Source organism: Buttiauxella noackiae, assembly GCF_000737905.1.
GTDB classification, from domain to species: Bacteria; Pseudomonadota; Gammaproteobacteria; order Enterobacterales; family Enterobacteriaceae; genus Buttiauxella; species Buttiauxella noackiae.
This window is the reverse complement of record NZ_JPRU01000002.1, coordinates 1,463,427-1,487,497: the sequence shown is the minus strand read 5'-3', so window position 1 is coordinate 1,487,497 and position 24,071 is coordinate 1,463,427. Positions and strand designations below refer to the sequence as shown.

The following is a 24,071-nucleotide window of genomic DNA, read 5'->3' as shown; positions in this document are numbered from 1 at the left end:
TGCTTGCGCAGCCATATTTAAAAGGGCGCTGTTACCATCACACTCCATTAAAGCTGGGGGAGCAAACTCCCCCAATGGGTTATTAACTGCGTACGCAGGAAAGTTTACTGAATATCATCACATCTTTATTGATAAAGAAAAACTCGCACAACGAGTCCTGAATCAGAAAAGTAATAGTGATAATTGTTAAGCAAACTATTAATAAACCATAAACCATAAACCATAAACCATAAAGCTTAAATGCTTTTTTCATAGTCCTTCACTTGAAGCTACGCTTCAGAAGAACTACCATTGCACCTGTCGGGGTGTTTTTGGTAGTTCCCCATCCGCTAGTTTAAGGGATGGGACCTCTACCAAATAACCTGCAACACAGCCCACAATAAGAATTATAACGTAGTAATTTTATGCTGAAGGTTAATGATTTCAGCACCCGCGATAATACTATTTAAAAATCTCAAAACTGACTAATTCTTAATTATTATTGAATGTATTTTTATATTTACGCACTAATTAATAGTGGTTCGATTAATAACTGAAAGCAGCTTCAGTCTGTTCGAATATTTTTAAGATAAAAAAAGAGCCAGTTCTTTCCAGAATTAGCTCTTTTTTTTTCAGCAAAACTTAACGGCGAATGGCAATCGCTTCGATCTCAATCTTCACATCTTTAGGCAGACGAGCTACTTCCACGCAAGAACGCGCAGGGAAAGTCGCTTTGTGCTCATTAAAGAAGGCTTCGTAAGTTGCGTTTACAGTCGCAAAGTCATTCAGATCTTTTACGAAAACAGTCGTTTTAACGATATCGCCCACTTTCAGACCAGCGGCTTCAACGATCGCCTGCACGTTTTCCAGAGACTGGCGCGCTTGCGCTGCCACGTCTTCCGGTACGGTGCCCGTTTTTGGGTTCACTGGGATCTGACCGGAAGTGATAATCATGCTGCCAAGATCGACACCCTGAACATATGGGCCGATTGCTGCGGGTGCGTTTTCGGTGCTGATGGTACGAGACATTATTTCTTCCTTATCTAAGTTCGTAGGGCGGGTAAGCTACGCGCCACCCGCCAAATCGGAGTGGTGGATTATGCTGAAGCATATCCACCCTACAAACAAAAAAGCTCCCGTCCATTATAGGGTCGGGAGTTTTAGCGGCAATGATTAATCTGCCAGCACAACGTGATGTGCGAACTCCTTCTCACAATATTTGCATTTGAGACTGATGTTCTCATCGCGCTTTTTCACTGCGAACGAAGAATGGACCGGTTCGCTGCGGCTGATGCAGTTGGTATTTGGGCAAACCAACACTCTATCAATGCGTGAAGGCAGACTCGGTTTGCTCTTACCGACCACTTCATATTCATCAATACGGTTTACTGTCGCATGCGGTGCATACAGCGCCAGTTGGTTAACTTGTTCATCCGTCAGGAAGGTGTTTTCAATTTTAATCAGGTCTTTACGGCCCTGTTCTTTTGAAGGCAAGTTCAGGCCGATGGTGATGCGCTGGTCGGTTTCAGTTAACTGGAACAAAGTCAGTAATTTAAAGCCCACCTGTGCAGGAATATGATCGATAACCGTTCCGCGTTTAATCGCTTCAACTTGTAATTTGTTGTCGTGTGTCATCTTTATCTTCCTCTCACTCAAACCAGTTCACGATTCAAAACTAACGCCAGCAAAGCCTGACGAGCATAAATACCGTTGCCTGCCTGCTGGAAATACCAGGCGTGCGGGGTTTTATCCACATCCGTAGTGATTTCATCAACACGTGGCAGCGGGTGCAGCACTTTCATGTTCTCGCGGGCATCGACAAGGTCTGCGGCGCGCAGTACAAACTGCGCTTTCACGTTGGCGTATTCAGACGGGTCAAGGCGCTCTTTCTGTACGCGAGTCATGTACAGAATATCCAGCTCGCCCACAACGTCGTCGATAGCTTCATGACAGCTCCAGACGATACCTTTCTCATCGAGCATATCGAGAATGTATTTCGGCATTGCCAGTGCGTTTGGCGCGATAAAGTAGAAGCGGTTGCCTTCAAATTTCGCCAGGGCTTGTGCCAAAGAGTGCACGGTACGGCCATATTTCAGGTCACCCACCATGGCGATATTCAGGTTTTCCAGACGACCCTGAGTTTCCTGGATGGTGAACAAATCCAGCAGCGTTTGCGTCGGGTGTTGGTTGGCACCATCACCTGCGTTTAACACCGGTACATTGCCAGAGAACTCAGTTGCCAGACGTGCAGCACCCTCTTGCGGATGGCGCATTACGATTGCGTCAACATAGGTACTGATAACTGAAATAGTATCGGCCAGTGTTTCGCCTTTCTTACCCAGCGAGGTATTGCTGCTGTCGGAGAAGCCGACAACCGATGCCCCCAGGCGGTGAATCGCTGTCTCAAAGGAGAGACGAGTACGCGTTGAAGCCTCAAAGAAACAGCTGGCTACAACGATATGTTTCAACAGTTCAGGTTGCGGATTGGCTTTCAGTTTTGCCGCGGTAGATAACACCAGTTCAAGTTCTTCACGACTGAGATCGTTTATGGAAATGATATGTTTTTGATATAGGGGGTTAGCCATGTTTATCTCCTGTTCTCGGGCGTCGGGCAAAAAAAAAGCCCCTCAATGAGGGGCCTTTGGAATTGATTGATGCAACGGAAAGAAAAACAGGTTAGCGCCGTCTTTTAGACGACGTGGTGTGGCAATTTTTTGAACACACTGGACCATGCTTCCTCCGGCAAATTGTGGCGCATTATACGCATGTAGGAGGACACTTCAAGGGATTAATTCACATATTTTGGCCATTAGCAATCGGTTGCTGTGAATAGTTATCCGACTCTAATGTAATCCAAGGGTTTGCATAACTCGCCGATGGACCTGGGCTGTTTTTTGTACCTCGCGCGGGGCAATCCATACAATGCTGCTGCCCGCGACCACACCTAAAATCTCTGGCAGGGCACGATAATCGAGAATTCTTGCTACGGCCCGCCCATATCCATGAACGGCATGAATCATGACAAACTCAGCATTATGTTCGACGCTAATCACCATCTCTGCTATTGAACGCGCTGCATCCGGTGCGGGTTGAGATTGCGGATTTAATGCATAAATTTTCTGACCTTTTGCGTTACGTATTTTAATAACGCCGAGCAATTTCAGAAGGCGGGAGACGGTCGATTGGCTGATGCTCTCAAAGCCATGAAGCTGCATGTCGCGGCGCAGTTCCTCTTGCGAGTGATAACTCTTATGGACAATGAGCCTTTGGCAGAGAGTAAGCTGGTTGTGATCTTTCTCTGACGGTGCGAGTGAGACTCTCATTGTGTTCACCATTCCTTGATTTTTAAGGCTATTAATTTACTCCGCTGATAAATCCAAACCGTTTGCTCGATCAGATTTATCCAATCTAACCAATAAATAATGTTGCTAAATATATTATTATTAGAATTTAACGCCCCTTTCGGGGCGTTAAAGTTATCAAGTAATCTGAATAGATCCGGATACAACCAGTTTTAACGTCCAGGCTGCTAACAGTAGAATTGCCGCAGCGATTACCCATTCATAACTTTTCAGCATTTGTTGCCCCTGCTGTTTCTTCTGCCACAGGAAGACCACAAGTCCTGGGGTGAATAGCAACGAACTCAGTAGCATTGAGTCGCCAGCGGCATAGCAAAGCCAGAAACCATAAACGGTGGCGATAACGCCGAGAATTAAGCCACTGGTGCGTGATTCCCCTTTCGCGTAGCGCTCGCCCGTCCAGGCAAGTTTCAGGCCATAGGCGGCGCTAAACAGATACGGCGGCAGAATGGCAGCGGTTGCAATAGAGAACAACGCCTGGTAACCCGCTTCGTAGAACAGTGTGAGGATAAGGAATAACTGGATTAAGCCGTTAGTTATCCACAACGAGAATGACGGTGAATGTCTGGCGTTCTCTTTGGCGAAGACTTTCGGGAAGATACCGTCTTTGGCGGCTACGCGTGGCAATTCTGCGGCAAAAAGCGTCCAGGCGAGCAGGGCACCAGCAACCGAAAGGATAACGCCACCAGCAACAAATTTAGCGCCCCATGGCCCAACTACATTTTCCAGCACACCCGCCATAGAAGGGTTTCTTAGTCCGGCAAGTGACGCCTGATCCAAAATCCCCATCGACAGCACGCTGACCAGCACATAAATAGCCAGTGCACCCAGCAAACCAATCACCGTGGCCTTACCAATATCGCTACGATTAGCGGCACGAGCAGAAACGACGGTCGCCCCTTCAATACCGATAAACACCCATGTGGTCACCAGCATAGTATTTTTCACCTGATCGAATAGTTCAGGCGCTGTGCCGTTGACGAGCATCATGCGGCCCCAGAAGTCGGCTGTGAAGACACCGATCTTAAAGGCTATCAACACCGCGACGATAAACACCAGCAGGATAACCACTTTGACAACAGTGAGTATCGTGTTGATGTAAGCCGCTTCACGTACGCCGCGCAGTACCAGTGCGTGTACCAGCCACAACACGATAGATGCGCCAATTATCGATGGCAGGTTATTACCATCGCCGAATACCGGGATGAAAAAGCTCATCGCGCTAAACAGTAATACCGCATAGGAAACGTTGCCCAGCCAGGCAGAGAACCAGTAGCCCCAGGCTGACTGGAAGCCGATGAAATCGCCGAATCCAGCGCGTGCGTAGCTATAGACACCCCCTTCAAGTTCCGGGCAACGGGAGCTAAGATTTTGATAGATAAATGCGAGACATAACATCCCGACTCCGGTAATTACCCAACCAATGAGTAACGCGCCCGGTGAGGCGACGGAGCCAAAGTTTTGCGGCAGGCTGAATACCCCACCGCCAATCATTGAACCAATTACCAGCGCAACCAGCGCGCTAAGCCCTAATTTTGTTTCTTTTGTTGTGGATGTCGCGGCGACATCTCCGTGGGTAGCATCGGCCATTTTCCTTTCCTCTTGCTGTGGGATGCAGCATGAATGCACGATTGGCGGCGAGAGAGAGCCCGCCGCCAGTGCGAATTACTCTCCGAGCGTGGCAACCATGACGGCTTTAATCGTATGCATACGGTTTTCGGCTTCATCGAAGACAATGGAATGTGCTGACTCAAAGACTTCTTCAGTCACTTCCAGCCCTTTCAGGCCGTATTCCTGCTCGATTTCTTTACCGACTTTGGTGTGTTCGTTGTGGAAGGCTGGCAGGCAGTGCATGAATTTCACGTTCGGGTTGCCAGTGGCATTGATGACATTCTGGTTAACCTGATATGGGGTCATGATACTGACGCGTTCAGCCCAGGCTTCTTTAGGCTCGCCCATAGAAACCCACACATCGGTGTAGAGGAAATCAACGCCTGCAACGCCTTCTTCGACGCTATCGGTCAGCATGATGCGACCACCGGTTTCTTTGGCGATAGCGCGGCATTGTTCAACCAGGGCAGGTTCTGGCCAGAATGCTTTTGGTGCCACCAGGCGAATATCCATGCCCATCTTCGCCGCACCCACCATCAGGGAGTTACCCATGTTGTTGCGAGCATCACCCAGATAAGCGAAGGCGATATCCTGAAGTTTTTTATCCGGTGCGTGCTCAAGCATGGTCATCAAATCCGCGAGAATTTGAGTTGGGTGGTATTCATTGGTCAGGCCGTTCCACACCGGAACACCTGCATACTCGCCCAGTTCTTCGACGATATCCTGGCCGTAGCCACGGTATTCAATGCCGTCATACATCCGGCCTAATACGCGGGCGGTATCTTTCATTGATTCTTTGTGGCCAATCTGTGAGCCGCTTGGGCCGAGATAAGTCACCAGGGCACCTTGATCAAACGCACCAACTTCAAATGCACAGCGCGTGCGGGTGGAGGTTTTTTCAAAAATCAGCGCGATGTTTTTGCCCACCAGGGTTTTCTTCTCAGTACCGGCTTTTTTGGCGGCTTTCAGTTCGCGAGACAGATCGATCAGGTACTGGATTTCTACCGGTTTGAAGTCCAGTAGTTTCAGGAAGTTGCGGTTTTTTAAGTTGACGGTCATTTTCGTTATCCTTTTTAATTTTGATGGTGGATAGCGCGTTCGCTTATCCACCCTACAACGGCCTTTTGTAGGTCGGGTAAGCACAGCGCCACCCGACATGCTTTAACCAGCTACTCGCGAATCAATGTGCCTTTTTCGCCTGCCAGAATGGCCGGGCCATCTTCGAGCGCACCAATTCCGGCAATACCGTGGCAAAGGGCTACGAACTTGCTGCAGGCGGCGACCTTCGGCCCCATAGAACCTGCATCGAATTTCATGGCATCCAGTTCCTGCGGCGTAGTATGGGAAATTGGTCGTTGAGTTGGCGTGCCCCAATCGAGATATACGGCGTCGGCATCGGTGAGGATCAACAGCGCATCGGCTTCGATCTGGCGTGCCAGCAATGCGGCGGAAAGATCTTTATCAATCACCGCTTCGATACCGTGGTAGCCGTCGGCTTTTTCTACTACCGGAACACCACCGCCACCGTTACAAATCACCAGGTGATCGCGCTGGATAAGGGCTGTGATCGCATCGCTTTCCACAATCTGTTTTGGTTGTGGGGATGGCACTACCCGGCGGAAATACTGGCCGTCGGCTTTAACTGTCCAGCCTTTTTCTGCAACCAGCATGTCGGCTTGCGCCTTGTCATACACCGGGCCGATGTACTTCGTTGGGTTTTCGAACGCGGGGTCATTGGCGTCCACTTCAACCTGTGTCAGCAGTACGCTGACCTCCCGGTTTGGCAGCTGATTTTTCAGCGACTGCTGTAGCATGTAACCAATCATTCCCTGGCTTTCGGCCCCAAGAATGTCCAGCGGATATGGCGTTACTTTTTGATAGGCACTGTTTTGCAGTGCCAGCAACCCGACTTGTGGGCCATTGCCATGAACCAGCACTACACGCCAGGAGGAGGTGAGTTGTGCGATGGTTTTAGCCGCTAAATCAATGTTCTTACGTTGTATTTCCGCTTCCAAAGGCTCGCCGCGTTTCAATAGCGCGTTGCCGCCCAGTGCGACAACCAGTGTCGGTTTGTGTTCCATTTCATCTCTCCCAGGACTTAAATACCGTCACGTTCTAACGGGCAGCTCATGCAGCGTGCGCCACCGCGGCCACGACCCAGTTCGTCACCAGGAATCGGCAAGACTTTGATGCCTGCCTTGTCGTATTTCTCGTTGGTCCAGATATTGCGCTCGTAGCCGATGACCACGCCTGGGCGCACGGTTAGCACGTTGTTGGCGTCATTCCATTGTTCACGTTCAGCTTCAAACGCATCACCGCCAGTGGTGATTAAACGGACCTGATCGATACCCAGCGCTTGTTCAATGGCGTGCAGCAGGTTTGGCTCCTGATGGCGTTTGATGCCGCCACGGCCATCCGGGGTTAACGTCCAGCACTGGGCGTCTTTGCGTACTACTTCCGGGTAGACGGAGAAAGTGTCGATATCAATGTGTGTCATCACGGTATCGAGGTGCATACAGGAGCGGTGTTTAGGCAGTTCAACGGCAATAACGCGAGTGGCCTGTTGATGTTTGAATAATGATTCAGCGAGGAACTCCACACCCTGCGGAGTGGTGCGCTCAGACAAACCAATTAATACCGCGCCACGGCCAATGACTAATACATCACCGCCTTCTAATGTTGCGTGGTCATAATTAATATTGTCGTCGCCATAATATTTAATAAAGTTTCCATCGGTAAATAATGGATGCCAACGGTAAATTGCTCGCAGGTTATTTGTTTCACGTTGGCGTGCGGCTTTGGCCATTGGGTTGATAGATACGCCATTATAAATCCAGCAGGAAGTATCGCGGGTGAATAAATGGTTCGGCAGCGGTTTCATAATAAAGTCGGTGACTTCATGGGTATCGACAACCATATTTTGAATATAAGTTGGAATTTCACCATAAGTCAGGCCACCGCTCAGTCTGCGAGCTAATTCACGATGTGGCATATCTGCAAGCCAGCTGCGAATGTCCGAGGCAAATGCTGGGCCAAGGCGGTAGTCAGAAATCTGAGTCGCCAGCAGCCATGCTTTGGCATCGCTGACATCCAGGGTTTGAGTCAGAAGGTCTGTCAGTAATAAAACCTCAACCCCCTCACCGCGTAACGTATTAGCAAATATATCGTGTTCTTCGCCAGCACGTTCTACAGATAAAACGTCGTCGAATAATAATTCCTGGCAGTTAGAAGGGGTGAGTCTTTTCAGGCTCAGATTAGGGCGATGCAGCATTACACTGCGAAGTTGTCCAATTTCGGAACCAACATAGTGCTTGTCCATGACTATTCCTTTGCATTAATACTGAGATGAAAATATCAGTGGTAATAATTAATTATTACCGCAAGTTAAATAGGCTTTCGAAATGTCTTCGAGGCGTATGTTAATTTCACAAGGGATATTTAATGTGAGCTTAATCACGAGCTCAAGGGACTTTTAAATTCTCTGTTAATTAATTGATAGCTGTCATGGAATTATAAATAAAGTCATTAACCAGTCTGAATAACTACGCGAAATTATGCATATTCTATTTTATTAGTGTTAACCCAATGTTATTGGGTAACTAAAGTGGCGTTTTTTAACTTATTGAAATTTAGTGGTATTTTAAAATTTAAATATAACTATGCATAAAGCCGTATTTTTCATCCACAGCATGGGAAAATAAACAAAATAGTTATGACTAAACTTGCACTTACTTACCAAATTTAAAATGTGACTGGGGGTTAGTTTTAAATTATTTTGTTTTTTAAACAGGTGGTTACGCGGTCGTCTGACAGGTTCGATTTTGAGGTTATGCTTTTTTCATGCATAAAAACTTCATGACTGATACAAAGCTGTAACATGTTTTGCGCTAAACATGCGCCAGCACAGATTTTCTTAAAAAACTCATGGCGGCAAAAGGGGAATGCTCGTATAAATACCGTAATAAAACATCGTTTCAAAAAGGTAATTATCATGATTATTGGCAACATTCATTCTTTGCAATCCTGGCTTCCTGAAGAACTGCGTCAGGCGATTGAGCATGTTAAACAGCACATCACTCCTGAAACCCCATTAGGCAAACATGATATTGACGGTAACCGTCTGTTTATGTTGGTTTCTGAAGACTCTACCCAACCAATTGAAGAGCGTCCGGCAGAGTTTCACCAACGCTACCTGGATATTCAGATTGTCATGCGCGGCCTGGAAGGTATGACGTTTAGCTGCTTGCCCGCTGGCACGCCGGAAACTGACTGGCTGGCTGATAAGGACATCGCGTTCCTGCCAGAAGGCGAGCAGGAAAAAACCATCGTATTAAATGAGGGGGATTTCGTGGTGTTCTATCCAGGCGAGGTTCACAAGCCGCTTTGTGCTGTGGGCAAACCTGCGCCGGTGCGTAAGGTCGTTGTGAAGATGTTGATGGCCTAAATACCCTTCATACTTCAAATTGCCTCTTTGTTGGCTGCACTCACTCAACCGAATCACTTACCTATGTAAGCTCATCGGGATTCCTTCTTTTGCCGCCTCGATGCAACTAAAATACAGTGGCGGATGGCTACAACCATCCGCCACTGAAAATTAAAGCTTCGCAAGTGTCGCAACCATCACCGCTTTAATCGTGTGCATACGGTTTTCAGCTTGATCGAACACGACGCTATTTGCCGACTCAAACACTTCGTCCGTCACTTCCATACCACCATGCAGGCCATATTGCTCCGCCATCTGTTTACCAAGCGTGGTCTGGTCATCATGGAATGCAGGGAGGCAGTGCAGGAATTTCACCTGTGGATTGCCGGTCAGCGCCAGCATCGCGCTATTTACCTGATAAGGGCGCAGCAGGTTAATACGCTCAGCCCATTTCTCTTTGGCCTCGCCCATTGATACCCACACATCGGTATAAATGAAGTCAGCGCCTTTCACACCTGCGGCGATATCTTCCGTCAGGGTGATTTTCCCACCGTTGTGTGCGGCCATAGCCTGGCATTCCGCCACCAGATTTTCATCTGGCCAGCAAGCCTGCGGTGCAACTAAACGTAAGTCCATCCCGGTCAATGCGGCGGCTTCAAGCATGGAGTTTCCCATGTTGTTACGCGCATCTCCGGCGTAAACCAGTGTCATCTCCTGGAAGGTTTTGCCAGGTAGTTGTTCCTGCATCGTCAGTAAATCGGCCAGTAATTGCGTAGGGTGAAACTCGTTCGTCAGGCCATTCCATACCGGGACACCGGCAAACTGCGCCAGCGTTTCAACGATTTCCTGACCAAATCCACGATACTGAATACCATCGTACATACGGCCTAATACACGAGCCGTATCTTTAATTGATTCTTTATGCCCAATCTGGCTTCCGCTTGGGCCGAGATAAGTGACGCGAGCGCCCTGGTCAAATGCGGCAACTTCGAAAGAGCACCTCGTACGAGTCGAGTCTTTTTCGAAGATGAGCGCGATGTTTTTTCCAGTAAGGTGCTGAACTTCAGTGCCTTTTTTCTTGTCGTTTTTTAGTTTGGCAGAAAGCGTAAGTAATTCATGAAGCTGTGCAGGAGTGAAATCCAGTAATTTAAGAAAATGCTTTTGGTAGAAATGACTCATATTTTCCTCGCATGGCACAAGCCATTTATTGAATTAATATTCAATTTATATGTATGAATATTCATTTGCAACCCCCTATGTAAAAACTTTACCGGGAAAGGTGGAGGCAAACTCAGCCGTGTGTGAAAATAGAAGTATCTGCCTACAAATTGAGGAAAGGGCCATGGCAAATCCAGAACTGCTCGAAGAGCAACGCGAAGAAACGCGTTTGATTATTGAAGAATTACTGGAAGACGGCAGCGATCCTGACGCGCTGTACACTATTGAGCATCACCTTTCCGCAGATGACTTCGAAACTCTTGAAAAAGCAGCTGTTGAAGCTTTCAAAATGGGTTACGAAGTTACTGACCCGGAAGAGCTTGAAGTGGAAGAGGGTGATACCGTTATCTGCTGTGACGTGCTGAGCGAATGTGCGTTAAAAGCTGAGCTGTTGGATGAGCAAGTAGAACAACTGCTGAACCTCGCTGAGAAATTCGGTGTGGAGTATGACGGTTGGGGCACTTACTACGAAGATCCGAATGGTGAAGACGGTGAAGAAGGTGATGACGACGAAGATTTAGCCGACGAAGACGACGACGGCGTACGCCACTAATCTCTTCTGTGCAGCGGTAAATGCCGCTGCACATCAAGGAAAGATAACTCCCCATTATGAACTACCCGCAACTACTCTCCCCGGTACTGAATTTTCTACACTGCCCAACGCCTGATGCATGGATTGAAAAAGCCCGCCAGCCGGAGCATTTGCCATTGTTGCTGACTGACCATCTGGTGTGCGAACTCAAGGCTGCGCAAACAGCGATGTTTTTGATTCGCAAATATGTCGCTGATAAAAGCAGTGCGCAGTTTTTACTTGATTGGCTAAAACCCTATGAAGATTTTGCTTTCCGTGAGGGCGCTGAGCCTGATTTCATCGCGTTGCATAAAACCCTGAGCAAGAGCGTCATGCCGCAAACACAGAGTGTCTGGGGCCAGCAACTTATCGACAGTATGGTTTTGTTGATTAAAGAAGAGCTACATCACTTCTGGCAGGTACGCGAGATTATGCTCGCCCGTAATATTCCCTACGTGAAAATGACCGCCAGCCGTTACGCCAAAGCGCTGCTGAGCCAAACGCGTACTCATGAGCCGGTTATGCTGGTGGATAAACTGATTTGTGGGGCGTACATCGAAGCGCGATCCTGTGAGCGTTTTGCCGCACTGGCTCCGCATCTGGATGATGAACTACAGAAATTCTATTTGTCGCTTTTGCGTTCTGAAGCCCGACATTACCAGGATTATTTAGCGCTTGCTGAACAGATTGCGGGTGGGGACATCAGCGATCGTGTGCGTTTCTTTGGCGAGGTCGAAGCGGCATTGATTAGTAGCCCTGATGAAGAGTTTCGTTTTCACAGTGGCGTACCTTTCTCTTAAATAGCAGGATCTGAGTTGTCGCTGTCTGTGGCCTCCCTGGAATTGCTTAAGGCTTGAACAGCTTCGCGCTTATCGCTAAGGTAAGCGCGTTTTTACCTTCCTGGAAAGTATCATGATAACCATCGCCCTTATTGACGACCACCTTATCGTCCGCTCCGGCTTTGCACAGCTGTTAGGGCTGGAGCCGGATTTTCAGATTGTGGTTGAGTTCGGCTCCGGGCGCGAAGCGCTGGCCGGGCTGCCAGGGCGCGGCGTGCAGGTGTGTATTTGCGACATCTCGATGCCGGATATTTCCGGGCTGGAATTGCTCAGCCAGCTACCAAAAGGGATGGCGACGATTATGTTGTCGGTTCACGACAGCCCGGCGCTGGTGGAGCAGGCTTTAAACGCCGGCGCGCGAGGCTTTTTGTCAAAACGCTGTAGCCCGGATGAGCTGATTGCCGCTGTCCATACTGTGGCGACAGGCGGCTGCTACCTGACGCCAGACATTGCCGTTAAACTGGCGGCCGGACGGCAGGATCCGCTAACCAAACGCGAGCGCCAGGTGGCAGAAAAACTGGCCCAGGGCATGGCGGTCAAAGAGATTGCCACTGAACTTGGGCTGTCGCCTAAGACAGTTCACGTGCATCGCGCCAATCTGATGGAAAAACTCAACGTCAGTAACGATGTCGGACTGGCTCATCGCCTGTTTGACGGATGGTGATGCAACCCTTTTTCTCCCGGCTTATCTCCATCGTCGCCAGCTTTTTTATCTTTTCTGCCGCGTGGTTTTGCCTGTGGAGTATCAGCTTGCACCTGGTGGAACGGCCTGAGCTTGCAGTACTGCTGTTTCCCTTCGGCCTACGCTTAGGGCTGATGCTGCAATGCCCGCGCGGCTACTGGCCCGTATTGCTCGGAGCAGAGTGGTTGATGCTCGGCTGGCTGGCGCAGGAAGTGGCGCTGGCGCATCTTCCACTGTTGATGATTGGCGGAGTGCTTACTCTCCTGCCCGTGGCTCTGATTTCCCGCTACCGCCATCAGCGTGACTGGCGCACTTTGCTCCGTCAAGGCGGGGCGCTGATTGCCGCCGCACTGTTACAGTCGTTGCCGTGGCTCGGGCAAGGGGAGGAGACCCTGAACGCGCTGTTGCTCACGCTGACCGGCGGGTTAACCCTGGCCCCAACCTGCCTCGTCATCTGGCATTACCTGACCAGTACCGTCTGGCAGCCGCTGGGGCCAGGAGTTGTTTCACAACCGGTGAACTGGCGTGCTCGTCACCTTATCTGGTATCTGCTGCTGTTTGTGATCAGCCTGTGGCTACAACTTGGGCTACCTGACGAACTTTCCCGCTTTACCCCATTTTGCCTGGCGTTGCCCATTATCGCGCTGGCCTGGCATTACGGCTGGCAGGGAGCGCTGATCGCGACGTTGATGAACGCCATCGCGCTTATCGCCAGCCAAACCTGGCACGATCACCCGGTGGATCTACTGCTTTCGTTGCTGGCACAAAGCCTGACCGGGCTATTGCTGGGGGCTGGGATCCAGCGTCTGCGTGAGCTTAACCAGTCCCTGCAAACTGAGCTTGCACGCAATCGCCGCCTTGCTGAACGCCTGTTGGAAACTGAAGAGAGCGTGCGGCGCGAAGTGGCGCGTGAACTCCATGACGATATCGGCCAGACCATTACCGCGATTCGCACCCAGGCGGGTATTGTGCAGCGCCTGGCCCCGGGAAACGAAGGGGTCAAATTGGGTGGGGCGCATATCGAGCAGCTGTCACTTGGGATTTACGATTCGGTACGCCGCCTGCTGGGAAGACTGCGTCCACGCCAACTGGATGATTTATCTCTGGAGCAGGCGATTCGTTCGCTGATGCGGGAAATGGAGCTGGAAAGCTGTGGCATCGTGAGCCACCTCGACTGGAAAATCGACGAGCCGCTACTGAGCGAAAGCCAGCGCGTTACGCTGTTCCGCGTCTGCCAGGAAGGGCTGAACAACATTGTTAAACACGCCAGTGCCAGTGCAGTAACGATTCATGGCTGGCAGCAGGACATGCGGCTGATGTTGGTGATTGAAGATGACGGCAGCGGCTTGCCTTCCGACTCCGGTCTGCAAGGTTTTGGCCTGGCAGGCATGCGCGAACGCGTAACGGCGATTGGCGGAACGCTCACTATTTCCTGTACTCACGGCACGCGCGTCAGCGTCAGTTTGCCATTGCGATACGCGTAAGGACTGACGATGTTCACTTTCCTTAAAGCCCCACCGGCGGCGACACCAGTTAGCGATAAAGCCGAAATTGACGCGCGTTATAGCTATTGGCGCCGGCACATTCTGATCACCATCTGGCTGGGCTATGCCCTGTTTTACTTCACCCGTAAAAGCTTTAATGCCGCCGCACCGGAAATTCTCGCCAGCGGCGTGATGACACGTACCGATATCGGTCTGTTGGCTACGTTGTTTTACATCACTTATGGGCTGTCGAAATTTTTCTCTGGCATCGTTAGTGACCGATCAAACGCCAGGTATTTCATGGGATTGGGGCTTATCGCTACCGGTGTTGTTAACATCCTTTTTGGTTTCTCCACCTCCCTTTGGGCATTCGCCTTGTTGTGGGTACTGAATGCCTTTTTCCAGGGCTGGGGTTCGCCGGTATGCGCCCGTTTGCTAACGGCATGGTACTCCCGTACCGAACGCGGTGGCTGGTGGGCTGTATGGAACACTGCGCATAACGTCGGTGGGGCGCTGATCCCGATAGTCATCGGCGCCGCGGCGCTGCACTACGGTTGGCGTGCAGGGATGATGATCGCCGGTTCGCTGGCTATTCTTGCCGGGTTATTTCTCTGCTGGCGTCTGCGTGATCGCCCGCAAACCGTGGGCTTACCGCCGATAGGTGACTGGCGGCACGACGAACTGGAAATCGCCCAACAGCAGGAAGGTGCAGGGCTGACGCGCCGGGAAATCCTCTACAAATACGTGCTGGGGAATCCCTATATCTGGCTGCTGTCACTGTGTTATGTCCTGGTTTACGTTGTGCGGGCGGCAATCAACGACTGGGGTAATCTCTACATGTCGGAAACGCTGGGCGTGGATCTGGTCACGGCGAACTCGGCGGTAACGATGTTTGAGTTGGGTGGGTTTATCGGTGCACTGGTGGCAGGCTGGGGATCGGACAAACTCTTCAATGGCAACCGTGGGCCGATGAACCTGATATTTGCCGCCGGGATTTTGCTCTCGGTAGGCTCGCTATGGCTGATGCCGTTTGCCAGCTACGTGATGCAGGCGGCCTGTTTCTTCACCACGGGCTTCTTTGTGTTTGGCCCGCAGATGCTTATCGGTATGGCGGCAGCGGAGTGCTCGCATAAAGAGGCTGCCGGGGCTGCGACCGGCTTTGTTGGCTTGTTCGCTTACCTCGGTGCATCTTTATCTGGCTGGCCGCTGGCGCGCGTGATCGATATCTGGCACTGGAACGGTTATTTCGCGGTGATCGCCATCGCGGCAGGTATTTCTGCGCTGCTGTTGCTGCCGTTCCTGAACGCCCAGTCCCCACGCGTCCGTAGTGAAGCGTGATACATCTCACCTTTTTACCCCGAATGGCGCAAAACTAAGAAATTTTCCAGGTTTATCCTGGAAGCCATCTCAGGCCAAAGCCGCTGCTGATTTTTACAATGCCTGCTATCACGCAGGTTTTTAAATCAGGAGTAATCCATGCTGGCCTTATTAAATCAGGTGCGCAAGCCGACCCTGGATCTGCCGCTCGATGTGCGGCGCAAGATGTGGTTCAAACCGTTCATGCAGTCTTACCTGGTGGTCTTTATCGGCTATCTGACCATGTATTTGATCCGCAAGAACTTCAACATTGCACAGAACGACATGATCTCTACCTACGGGTTGAGCATGACGCAACTGGGGATGATAGGTCTGGGCTTTTCCATCACCTACGGCGTGGGTAAAACCCTGGTTTCCTATTATGCGGACGGCAAAAACACCAAGCAGTTCCTGCCATTTATGCTGATCCTCTCGGCTATCTGTATGCTCGGCTTTAGCGCCAGTATGGGGGCGGGTTCGGTCAGCCTGTTTATGATGATCGCCTTCTACGCCCTGAGCGGTTTTTTCCAGAGCGCGGGTGGCTCTTGCAGCTACTCCACCATTACCAAATGGACACCTCGCCGCAAGCGTGGAACCTATCTGGGGCTGTGGAATATCTCCCATAATCTGGGCGGTGCTGGTGCGGCAGGCGTGGCGCTGATTGGCGCGAATCTCCTGTTCGACGGCCACGTTATTGGCATGTTTATCTTCCCATCTATCATCGCGCTGATTGTTGGCTTCATTGGCCTGCGTTATGGCAGCGATTCCCCTGAGTCTTACGGCCTGGGTAAAGCTGAAGAGTTGTTTAGCGAAGAACTCAGCGAAGAAGATAAAGAGACTGAAGACGAGTCGATGACCAAATGGCAAATCTTTGTGGAGTATGTGCTGAAGAACAAAGTTATTTGGCTGTTGTGCTTCTCCAATATCTTCCTCTACGTGGTGCGCATCGGTATTGACCAGTGGTCCACGGTTTACGCCTTCCAGGAGCTGAAACTCTCCAAAGAAGTGGCGATTCAGGGGTTTACACTTTTTGAAGTGGGTGCATTAGTCGGCACGTTGCTATGGGGCTGGTTGTCAGATCTGGCGAATGGTCGTCGTGCGCTGGTTGCCTGCGTTGCGCTGGCATTAATCATTGCGACCCTCGGTGTTTATCAGCACGCCAGCAATCAGTATGTCTACCTTGCATCGCTGTTCGCGCTGGGCTTCCTGGTGTTTGGCCCACAACTACTGATTGGCGTGGCGGCAGTCGGCTTCGTTCCGAAAAAAGCTATCGGTGCGGCTGACGGTATCAAAGGTACCTTCGCCTATCTGATTGGCGACAGCTTTGCTAAGTTAGGGCTCGGGATGATCGCCGATGGGACGCCAATTTTTGGTCTGACTGGCTGGGCAGGAACTTTCGCAGCACTGGATGCCGCCGCAATGGGTTGTATCGTACTGATGGCAATGGTTGCGGTGATGGAAGAACGCAAAATCCGCTGTGATAAGCGTATTCAACGGTTAGCGATGCAATAAAAATTTGCAGGGTTTACTGAAGCGAATAGATTCAGTAAACCCATTTCAAACGATTACAGAGACTTAATCATCCGCACTTCGCAATCCACATGGCCGGTGCAGCCAAGCGGCTCAGAAATATGTTCAAAGCCAAGACGTTCATATAGCGCGATGGCTTCTGTCAGAAACGCAGTGGTTTCCAGATAGCAGCGCTTAAAGTCTTCTTCGCGGGCAAAATCCATTGCCTGTAACGCCAGGCGTTTTGCCAACCCTTTGCCACGCACTACCGGCAGGAAATACATCTTCTGCAATTCACAAATATCCGGTTCGCTACACGTTAACGGCGCGACTCCACCACCACCGACGACTTCACCATCTACTTCCACAACCCAATAGGCGTGACCCGGTTGGCTGTAGAGCTGATAAAGCTCATCGAGATTAGGATCTGCCACTGTATAGCCTTTATCGGCGGTTAGACCGTATTCAGCAGAAACATCACGGATGACACGGGCAATCGCCGCGTTGTCCTGGGGGGTTATCCGGCGCAATGCGATTTCAACCGGAGCAGCAAGATTCATAGCGTGGACTCATTGATAATTGGCGAAAGACAGGTCATTTTAATACCACTGTGAAACTTAACAAGCAAGTTTCTAAAATGTTCATTGATTCGGGTTTTGGCATATTTAAAGATGTTAGTGTGCGTCAATCGCTAATCGATAAACTCGGCTGTATTAATAATTAAAAATAATAAGGAATAATTCCTTAAGGATAACTATGTCTGAGCAACAGGGGTGTACAGAAGTCAATTATTCAAGAAGTCTAATGTTTCATGGTTTGGGGAAGGAGTATTTTCGTCTTTGTATCGTTAATTTATTGTTAATAATAGTAACGCTTGGCGTTTTCGCCCCCTGGGCATTTGTACGTTCTAAACAGTATTTATATAGCCATACTGAATTATCAGGATCTCGGTTTTCCTATAATGCTAAAGGGGGCTCAATATTTGTAAGTTGGGTATTTGTAGGTGTTTTTTTACTTTCGCTTTATATGTCAATTTATCATCATGCATCTGCTCTTTCCTGGTGTTTAGTTGCTTTGATTGTTTTATTTTTACCATGGTTCATGATGAGAAGTATTCGTTATCAGATGCAATCAACTATGCTTAACAATGTGCGCTTTAATTTTAAATGTAGCGGGTTGAAAGCATGGTGGGTAGTGTTAGGCTGCCCAGTATTATTATTTTCAGCGGTTTATTTTATTTGCATAATCGTTATGAGTATTGGTTTCTGTGCCATATCTTTTAATGTTCAAAACATGATGATTGTCATTGCGATGTCCATGATGTTTGCTGTTTTTGGAGTTGGCATTGCACAAGGCATTACAAGTGCATTGTGGCTGCGTTTGTTTTTTAGCAGACTGAGTTTTGGTAAGCAAAATTTTAGTGCGGAAATTAGTATCAGAAAATGCATCAAAATTATTCTTGGTGGTATCTTAGTACTGCTTCCATTACTGATAGCAGTAGCAGGATTAAATTTTTCTTGGTTAGTGAAAGGAGTATCAGCAACCCGATCGGGATATATCGGGTCTCCATATACACTATCTGAACTTGAAACAATTAGCTTTATGGTTCAAATTTCTTATTATCTTTACTTTTTCGGTGCAGTACTGTGTTGGAGCTATATCTATGTCACACTGAGAGATTATTATTTTAACTCGGTAGTTCTTAGTGAAAAGATTGTTTTCCGTTCCACGCTTACGGTGACAGGTTTTATTATCCAACTAGTAATAAATAGTTTACTGACAGTCTGTACTTTAGGGCTCGGCTATCCGTGGGCGCGAGTTCGCTATTGTCGCTACCTTGCGAATAATACCTGGTTGGATGGAGATTTAGATGCATTAGATCTGCAAGACCATGACGACAAAATTGCCACAGATATCTTGAGCCGAATTTCGTGTGGGATCGTGCCAAATATCAGTTTGTAGTCATAAAAAAGGCCGGGAAATCTCCCGGCCTTCTCATATCAAGGCACTCAATTACAGCGCAGCGATAGTTTCTTTCTGCTCAGCCAATTTCACTTTAGCTTCGCCACATGCCGCCAGACGTTCACGTTCTTTCGCAACTACGGCTTCTGGCGCGCGAGCCACAAAACCTTCGTTAGACAGCTTGTTTTCGATGGATGTAATTTCAACATCCAGCTTCGCCATCTCTTTGTCCAGACGCGCAAGTTCAGCAGCTTTGTCGACCAGGCCTGCCATTGGAATCAGCAGCTCTGCGCCTTCGATGATTTTGGTCACGGAAACCGGGCCTTTATCATCAGCAGGCAGCAGGGTGATGCTTTCCAGACGTGCCAGGTTTTGCAGGAAAGTACGGTTCGCATTTACGCGACGTTCCGCTTCTGCACTGACGTTACGCAGCAATACATCCAGGCGTTTGCTCGGTGCGATGTTCATTTCAGCACGAATATTACGCACTGCTGTAATCACATCTTTTAGCCATTCGGTATCAGAGAACGCAGCTTCATCGTCCTGTGCGCTGTTATACGCCGGGAACGGTTGCAGCATGATGGTATCGTCTGTGATGCCTTTGAAGGTTTTCACGCGCTGCCAGATGGTTTCAGTGATGAATGGAATGATCGGATGCGCAAGACGCAACAGACCTTCCAGCACGTTAATCAGCGTATTACGCGTACCGCGCAGTTCCGCTTCAGTGCCGCTGTTCATTACCGGTTTGGTCAGCTCCAGATACCAGTCGCAGAACTGGTTCCAGGTGAATTCATACAGAATGTTGGCAGCGATATCAAAGCGATAGCTATCCAGCGCTTCACGATATGCTTTCACCGTGCGGTTGAATTCCGCCAGAATCCAACGGTCTGCCAGAGACAGAACCATTTCGCCGCCGTTAAAGCCGCAATCCTGGTCTTCGGTATTCATCATCACGAAACGGCTGGCGTTCCACAGCTTGTTACAGAAGTTACGGTAACCTTCCAGGCGCTTCATGTCCCAGTTGATGTCGCGACCAGTAGACGCCAAAGCTGCCAACGTAAATCGCAGTGCATCGGTGCCGTGTGGCTCAATACCGTTCGGGAATTGCTTCTCGGTGCGCTTACGGATTTTCTCAGCCAGCTGTGGCTGCATCATGTTGCCGGTGCGCTTCTCGAGCAAGTCTTCCAGGGAGATACCGTCAACCATATCCAGCGGATCGATAACGTTACCCTTGGACTTGGACATTTTCTGCCCTTCGTCGTCACGAATAAGACCGGTCATGTAGACGGTTTTAAACGGAACCTGTGGTTTGCCATCTTCATCTTTGATGAAGTGCATGGTCAGCATGATCATGCGCGCAATCCAGAAGAAGATGATGTCGAAGCCGCTGACCATCACGCTGGTCGGGTGGAAGGTACGCAGCGCTTCTGTGTTCTCAGGCCAGCCCAGGGTGGAGAATGTCCACAGACCGGAAGAGAACCAGGTGTCGAGCACGTCTTCGTCCTGGTTCAGAGCAACGTCTGCACCCAGGTTATTTTCAGCGCGAACTTCCGCTTCGTTACGGCCAACGTAAACATTGCCTTCGGCGTCGTACCAGGCCGGGATGCGGTGACCCCACCACAGTTGACGAGAGATACACCAGTCCTGAATATCACGCATCCAGGAGAAGTACATGTTTTCGTACTGCTTAGGCACGAACTGGATTTCGCCTTGCTCAACCGCTTCTACAGCGACTTTCGCCAGCGGTGCAGTGCGCACGTACCATTGGTCAGTCAGCATGGGTTCGATAACTACGCCGCCACGGTCGCCGTATGGAACGGTCAGATCGTGTGGTTTAATCTCTTCAAGCAGGCCCATTTCGTCAAATTTAGCGACAACGGCTTTACGCGCGGCGAAACGTTCCAGTTTCTGGAATTCCACAGGGATGTCGTTGGCGTAAACGGTAGATTCTTCGCCGTTGGTATCAAACACTTCTGAGCTCTCGCGGATATCACCGTCGAAGGTCAGAATGTTGATCATCGGAAGCTGATGGCGACGACCAACTTCATAGTCGTTGAAGTCATGCGCAGGCGTGATCTTCACGCAGCCGGTGCCTTTTTCCATATCGGCATGTTCATCGCCAACGATTGGAATAAGGCGGTTAACCAGCGGCAGCAAAACAAATTTGCCAATCAGATCTTTATAACGCGGATCTTCCGGGTTTACAGCCACACCGGTATCACCGAGCACGGTTTCCGGACGGGTGGTGGCGACGACCAGGTAATCTTTACCGTCAGCGGTTTTCTCGCCGTTAGCCAGCGGATAACGCAGGTGCCACATGGAACCTTTGGACTCGCGGTTTTCAACTTCCAGATCGGAAATTGCGGTGCGCAGTTTCGGGTCCCAGTTTACCAGGCGTTTGCCACGATAAATCAGATCTTCTTTGTACAGGCGAACGAACACTTCTTTCACCGCGTTGGACAGACCTTCATCCATGGTGAAGCGCTCGCGCTCCCAGTCTACGGAGTTGCCGAGACGACGCATCTGACGGGTGATGGTGCCACCAGACTCTGCCTTCCACTGCCAGATTTTCTCGATAAAGGCGTCGCGGCCATAATCGTGACGGGTTTTACCCTCTTCGGCGGCAATTTTGCGCTCGACGACCATCTGGGTTGCGATACCGGCGTGGTCAGTCCCCGCCTGCCACAGAGTATTTTTACCCTGCATGCGCTGGTAACGAATCATGGTATCCATGATCGTCTGCTGGAAGGCGTGACCCATATGCAAGCTGCCGGTAACGTTCGGCGGCGGGATCATGATGCAGAAGCTTTCCTGGCTGGTGTCGCCATTTGGCTTAAAGTAGCCCTGCTGTTCCCAGTGCTCGTAAAGCGGCTGTTCGATATCTTGCGGGTTATATGTCTTTTCCATTGTCTGCTATGTCGTTCCCGGCGGGGTATGAGTCGCCGTAGTCAAGTGGAAACCAGCAACGCGGTACGCCTTATAGCGATCACGGGCCAGTTGTTTTTGAGTGTCTTCGTAAGGTACGAAGTCTATCACTTCATGGAAAGCGGTGGCAAAATCTGCGAATTGTGGCAACAGGCTAATCAGCACATCGCGTGGTGAACTACCACGTCGTTGCGGCCAGGCCAATTCTACCGGGGCACCATAACGCGGCCCTTCACCGGCAAGATTATGCGGTACAAAGGCGTGCGCGTCGCGCTGCCAAAGAGCTTCATCCAGACGGATAGCTTGTTGTTCATCAACACAAGCAATCAGCAGGCGTTTTCCTGCACGAAAGCTTTCTGCCGCCAGTTCACACACCAACGCTTCAACGGCACTTAACTCACCGGAAGGCGTGTCGTTGTCGAGCAGGTAGAACGTCGCGTTTTTCATTAAGCCAGCTTTTAATTTTGAATATGTAAGATCTAATCGGTCTGGAGCTTCGTAGGGTGGATAAACGAAGCGTCATCCACCCTCTTTTCAGGAACGGCGGATGACGCAAGCCTATCCGGCCTACAAAAGCAGGCCGCGAAGGGCGTTAAATTACTCTTCGCCGTTAAACCCTGAACGGTTCAACAGGAATTGTGACAACAGCGCCACTGGACGGCCGGTTGCACCTTTGGCTTTACCTGAACGCCAGGCTGTCCCTGCGATATCCAGGTGTGCCCAGCTATATTTACGGGTAAAGCGCGACAGGAAGCAGGCCGCGGTAATTGCGCCGCCAGGACGGCCACCGATGTTTGCCATATCAGCAAAATTGGTTTCCAGTTGTTCCTGATACTCATCGGCCATCGGCAGACGCCACGCGCGGTCACCGGCTTGTTCAGACGCGCTGATAAGCTCATGAGCCAGTGGATTGTGGTTAGACATCAAGCCGGTGATGTGATGGCCAAGAGCAATCACACAAGCGCCGGTCAGCGTAGCCACATCAATTACAACATCAGGTTCAAAGCGCTCAACGTAGGTCAGCACATCACAAAGAACCAGACGGCCTTCGGCATCGGTGTTCAGCACTTCAACCGTTTGACCTGACATTGTCGTCAGCACGTCGCCCGGGCGATAAGCACGACCACCAGGCATGTTCTCACAGCCCGCTAGCACACCAATAACGTTAATTGGCAGATTAAGCTCAGCAACCATGCGCATCACGCCATACACGGACGCGGCACCGCACATGTCGTATTTCATCTCGTCCATGCCTTCGGCAGGTTTGATAGAAATACCACCAGAGTCAAACGTCAGGCCTTTACCGACCAGCACGATTGGGCGCACATCAGGATCGGCACTTCCTTTGTATTCGATAACGGACATCAGTGATTCATTCTGAGAACCATCACCTACTGCGAGGTAGGAGTGCATGCCCAGTTCTTTCATCTGTTGTTCGCCAATTACGCGAGTGACAACGTTTTTGCTGTAAGAGTCAGCGAGCTGACGCGCCTGGGAAGCCAGGTAAGCTGCGTTGCAGATGTTTGGTGGCATGTTGCCAAGATCTTTTGCCGCTTTAATACCAGCAGCAATCGCCAGGCCGTGCTGAATTGCGCGCTCACCGCTCGTCAGTTCGCGGCGGGTTGGCACGTTAAAGACCATTTTACGCAGCGGGCGGCGTGGCTCGCTTTTGTTGGTTTTTAACTGGTCAAAGCTATACAAAGACTCTTTTGCCGTTTCAACTGCCTGGCGTACTTTCCAATAAGTATTACGGCCTTTAACGTGCAGTTCGGTCAGGAAGCATACCGCTTCCATTGAACCAGTATCGTTCAGAGTATTAATGGTTTTCTGGATAACTTGCTTATACTGACGTTCATCCAGTTCACGCTCTTTGCCACACCCAATCAGTAGAATGCGTTCTGAGAGGACGTTTGGAACATGGTGGAGCAACAAAGTTTGACCGGGTTTCCCCTCGAGCTCACCACGGCGCAAAAGCGCGCTGATGTAGCCATCGCTGATTTTATCGAGTTGTTCGGCGACCGGGGACAGGCGACGCGGTTCAAAGACTCCCACAACGATGCAGGCACTACGCTGTTTCTCGGGACTACCGCTTTTTACACTGAACTCCATGCACTACGCTCCTGAATCTTAAAGACAACGGCGGTGGCTACAGC

At 50.1% G+C, this 24,071-nt stretch carries 22 protein-coding genes; 8 read left to right on the top strand and 14 right to left on the bottom strand.

Annotation, left to right across the window (positions count from 1 at the left end; translation table 11 throughout):
* Positions 1-82 precede the first annotated feature (82 nt).
* The 9 genes from IX31_RS23815 to arcA form a co-directional block, all read right to left on the bottom strand.
* A complete protein-coding gene (locus IX31_RS23815; protein ID WP_422110232.1) occupies positions 83-217 on the bottom strand; it encodes a Hok/Gef family protein in 135 nt (44 codons plus the stop codon).
* 404 nt (positions 218-621) lie between these two features.
* Positions 622-1,008: a 2-iminobutanoate/2-iminopropanoate deaminase gene (ridA, locus tag IX31_RS15260; protein ID WP_034459635.1), complete on the bottom strand. Its 387-nt coding sequence runs from the start codon at positions 1,006-1,008 to the stop codon at positions 622-624.
* Positions 1,009-1,152: 144 nt separating this feature from the next.
* Complete coding sequence (gene pyrI, locus IX31_RS15255; protein WP_034459632.1) at positions 1,153-1,614, bottom strand: aspartate carbamoyltransferase regulatory subunit; 462 nt, start codon at positions 1,612-1,614, stop codon at positions 1,153-1,155.
* Between the two features lie 17 nt (positions 1,615-1,631).
* Complete coding sequence (gene pyrB / locus IX31_RS15250; RefSeq protein WP_034459629.1) at positions 1,632-2,564, bottom strand: aspartate carbamoyltransferase; 933 nt, start codon at positions 2,562-2,564, stop codon at positions 1,632-1,634.
* A 258-nt stretch (positions 2,565-2,822) separates the two neighbouring features.
* A complete protein-coding gene (locus IX31_RS15245; protein WP_034459626.1) occupies positions 2,823-3,302 on the bottom strand; it encodes an arginine repressor in 480 nt (159 codons plus the stop codon).
* A 156-nt stretch (positions 3,303-3,458) separates the two neighbouring features.
* Positions 3,459-4,928 (bottom strand): arginine-ornithine antiporter, encoded by a 1,470-nt coding sequence (gene arcD, locus IX31_RS15240; protein ID WP_034459623.1) that lies wholly within the window; start codon positions 4,926-4,928, stop codon positions 3,459-3,461.
* Positions 4,929-5,003: 75 nt separating this feature from the next.
* The gene (argF, locus tag IX31_RS15235) at positions 5,004-6,008 is read right to left on the bottom strand and encodes an ornithine carbamoyltransferase (RefSeq protein ID WP_034459620.1); all 1,005 of its coding nucleotides are present in this window, start codon (positions 6,006-6,008) and stop codon (positions 5,004-5,006) included.
* A gap of 110 nt (positions 6,009-6,118) precedes the next feature.
* A complete protein-coding gene (locus tag IX31_RS15230; RefSeq protein WP_034459618.1) occupies positions 6,119-7,030 on the bottom strand; it encodes a carbamate kinase in 912 nt (303 codons plus the stop codon).
* Positions 7,031-7,047: 17 nt separating this feature from the next.
* Complete coding sequence (arcA, locus tag IX31_RS15225; protein WP_034459615.1) at positions 7,048-8,268, bottom strand: arginine deiminase; 1,221 nt, start codon at positions 8,266-8,268, stop codon at positions 7,048-7,050.
* Positions 8,269-8,940: 672 nt separating this feature from the next.
* On the opposite strand from arcA, the gene IX31_RS15220 reads away from it, so the two are divergent.
* Positions 8,941-9,393, top strand: coding sequence for a NanQ anomerase/TabA/YiaL family protein (locus IX31_RS15220; protein ID WP_034459613.1), 453 nt, complete (start codon positions 8,941-8,943; stop codon positions 9,391-9,393).
* Positions 9,394-9,543: 150 nt separating this feature from the next.
* Here the strand turns inward: IX31_RS15220 and argF (IX31_RS15215) are convergent, their stop codons facing one another.
* Positions 9,544-10,551, bottom strand: coding sequence for an ornithine carbamoyltransferase (gene argF / locus IX31_RS15215; RefSeq protein WP_034459611.1), 1,008 nt, complete (start codon positions 10,549-10,551; stop codon positions 9,544-9,546).
* A gap of 163 nt (positions 10,552-10,714) precedes the next feature.
* On the opposite strand from argF (IX31_RS15215), the gene rraB reads away from it, so the two are divergent.
* From rraB to uhpT, 6 genes are all read left to right on the top strand, one after another.
* Positions 10,715-11,143 carry a ribonuclease E inhibitor RraB gene (gene rraB, locus IX31_RS15210; protein WP_034459608.1) on the top strand — a complete coding sequence of 143 codons (429 nt, stop codon included), beginning with the start codon at positions 10,715-10,717 and terminating at the stop codon, positions 11,141-11,143.
* A 56-nt stretch (positions 11,144-11,199) separates the two neighbouring features.
* Positions 11,200-11,961, top strand: a complete 762-nt coding sequence (gene miaE / locus IX31_RS15205; RefSeq protein ID WP_034459605.1) for a tRNA isopentenyl-2-thiomethyl-A-37 hydroxylase MiaE — start codon at positions 11,200-11,202, stop codon at positions 11,959-11,961.
* A 112-nt stretch (positions 11,962-12,073) separates the two neighbouring features.
* Positions 12,074-12,664 carry a response regulator transcription factor UhpA gene (gene uhpA / locus IX31_RS15200; protein ID WP_034459603.1) on the top strand — a complete coding sequence of 197 codons (591 nt, stop codon included), beginning with the start codon at positions 12,074-12,076 and terminating at the stop codon, positions 12,662-12,664.
* Positions 12,664-14,166, top strand: a complete 1,503-nt coding sequence (uhpB, locus tag IX31_RS15195) for a signal transduction histidine-protein kinase/phosphatase UhpB (protein WP_034459602.1) — start codon at positions 12,664-12,666, stop codon at positions 14,164-14,166. Before uhpA ends, uhpB begins: the two co-directional genes overlap by 1 nt.
* A gap of 9 nt (positions 14,167-14,175) precedes the next feature.
* Positions 14,176-15,504, top strand: coding sequence for an MFS transporter (uhpC, locus tag IX31_RS15190; RefSeq protein WP_034459601.1), 1,329 nt, complete (start codon positions 14,176-14,178; stop codon positions 15,502-15,504).
* Positions 15,505-15,642: 138 nt separating this feature from the next.
* A complete protein-coding gene (uhpT, locus tag IX31_RS15185; protein ID WP_034459600.1) occupies positions 15,643-17,034 on the top strand; it encodes a hexose-6-phosphate:phosphate antiporter in 1,392 nt (463 codons plus the stop codon).
* Positions 17,035-17,087: 53 nt separating this feature from the next.
* Here uhpT and IX31_RS15180 read toward each other — a convergent pair whose 3' ends face one another.
* A complete protein-coding gene (locus IX31_RS15180; protein WP_034459599.1) occupies positions 17,088-17,591 on the bottom strand; it encodes a GNAT family N-acetyltransferase in 504 nt (167 codons plus the stop codon).
* Positions 17,592-17,787: 196 nt separating this feature from the next.
* Between IX31_RS15180 and IX31_RS15175 the strand changes: the two genes are divergently transcribed.
* On the top strand, positions 17,788-18,993 hold the full coding sequence (locus IX31_RS15175) for a YjgN family protein (protein ID WP_034459598.1): 1,206 nt from the start codon (positions 17,788-17,790) through the stop codon (positions 18,991-18,993).
* A 51-nt stretch (positions 18,994-19,044) separates the two neighbouring features.
* On the opposite strand, the gene IX31_RS15170 is transcribed toward IX31_RS15175, so the two are convergent.
* From IX31_RS15170 to pepA, 3 genes are all read right to left on the bottom strand, one after another.
* On the bottom strand, positions 19,045-21,900 hold the full coding sequence (locus IX31_RS15170) for a valine--tRNA ligase (protein WP_034459597.1): 2,856 nt from the start codon (positions 21,898-21,900) through the stop codon (positions 19,045-19,047).
* 6 nt (positions 21,901-21,906) lie between these two features.
* On the bottom strand, positions 21,907-22,365 hold the full coding sequence (locus IX31_RS15165) for a DNA polymerase III subunit chi (RefSeq protein ID WP_034459595.1): 459 nt from the start codon (positions 22,363-22,365) through the stop codon (positions 21,907-21,909).
* Positions 22,366-22,515: 150 nt separating this feature from the next.
* The gene (pepA, locus tag IX31_RS15160; protein WP_034459593.1) at positions 22,516-24,027 is read right to left on the bottom strand and encodes a leucyl aminopeptidase; all 1,512 of its coding nucleotides are present in this window, start codon (positions 24,025-24,027) and stop codon (positions 22,516-22,518) included.
* Positions 24,028-24,071 lie beyond the last annotated feature (44 nt).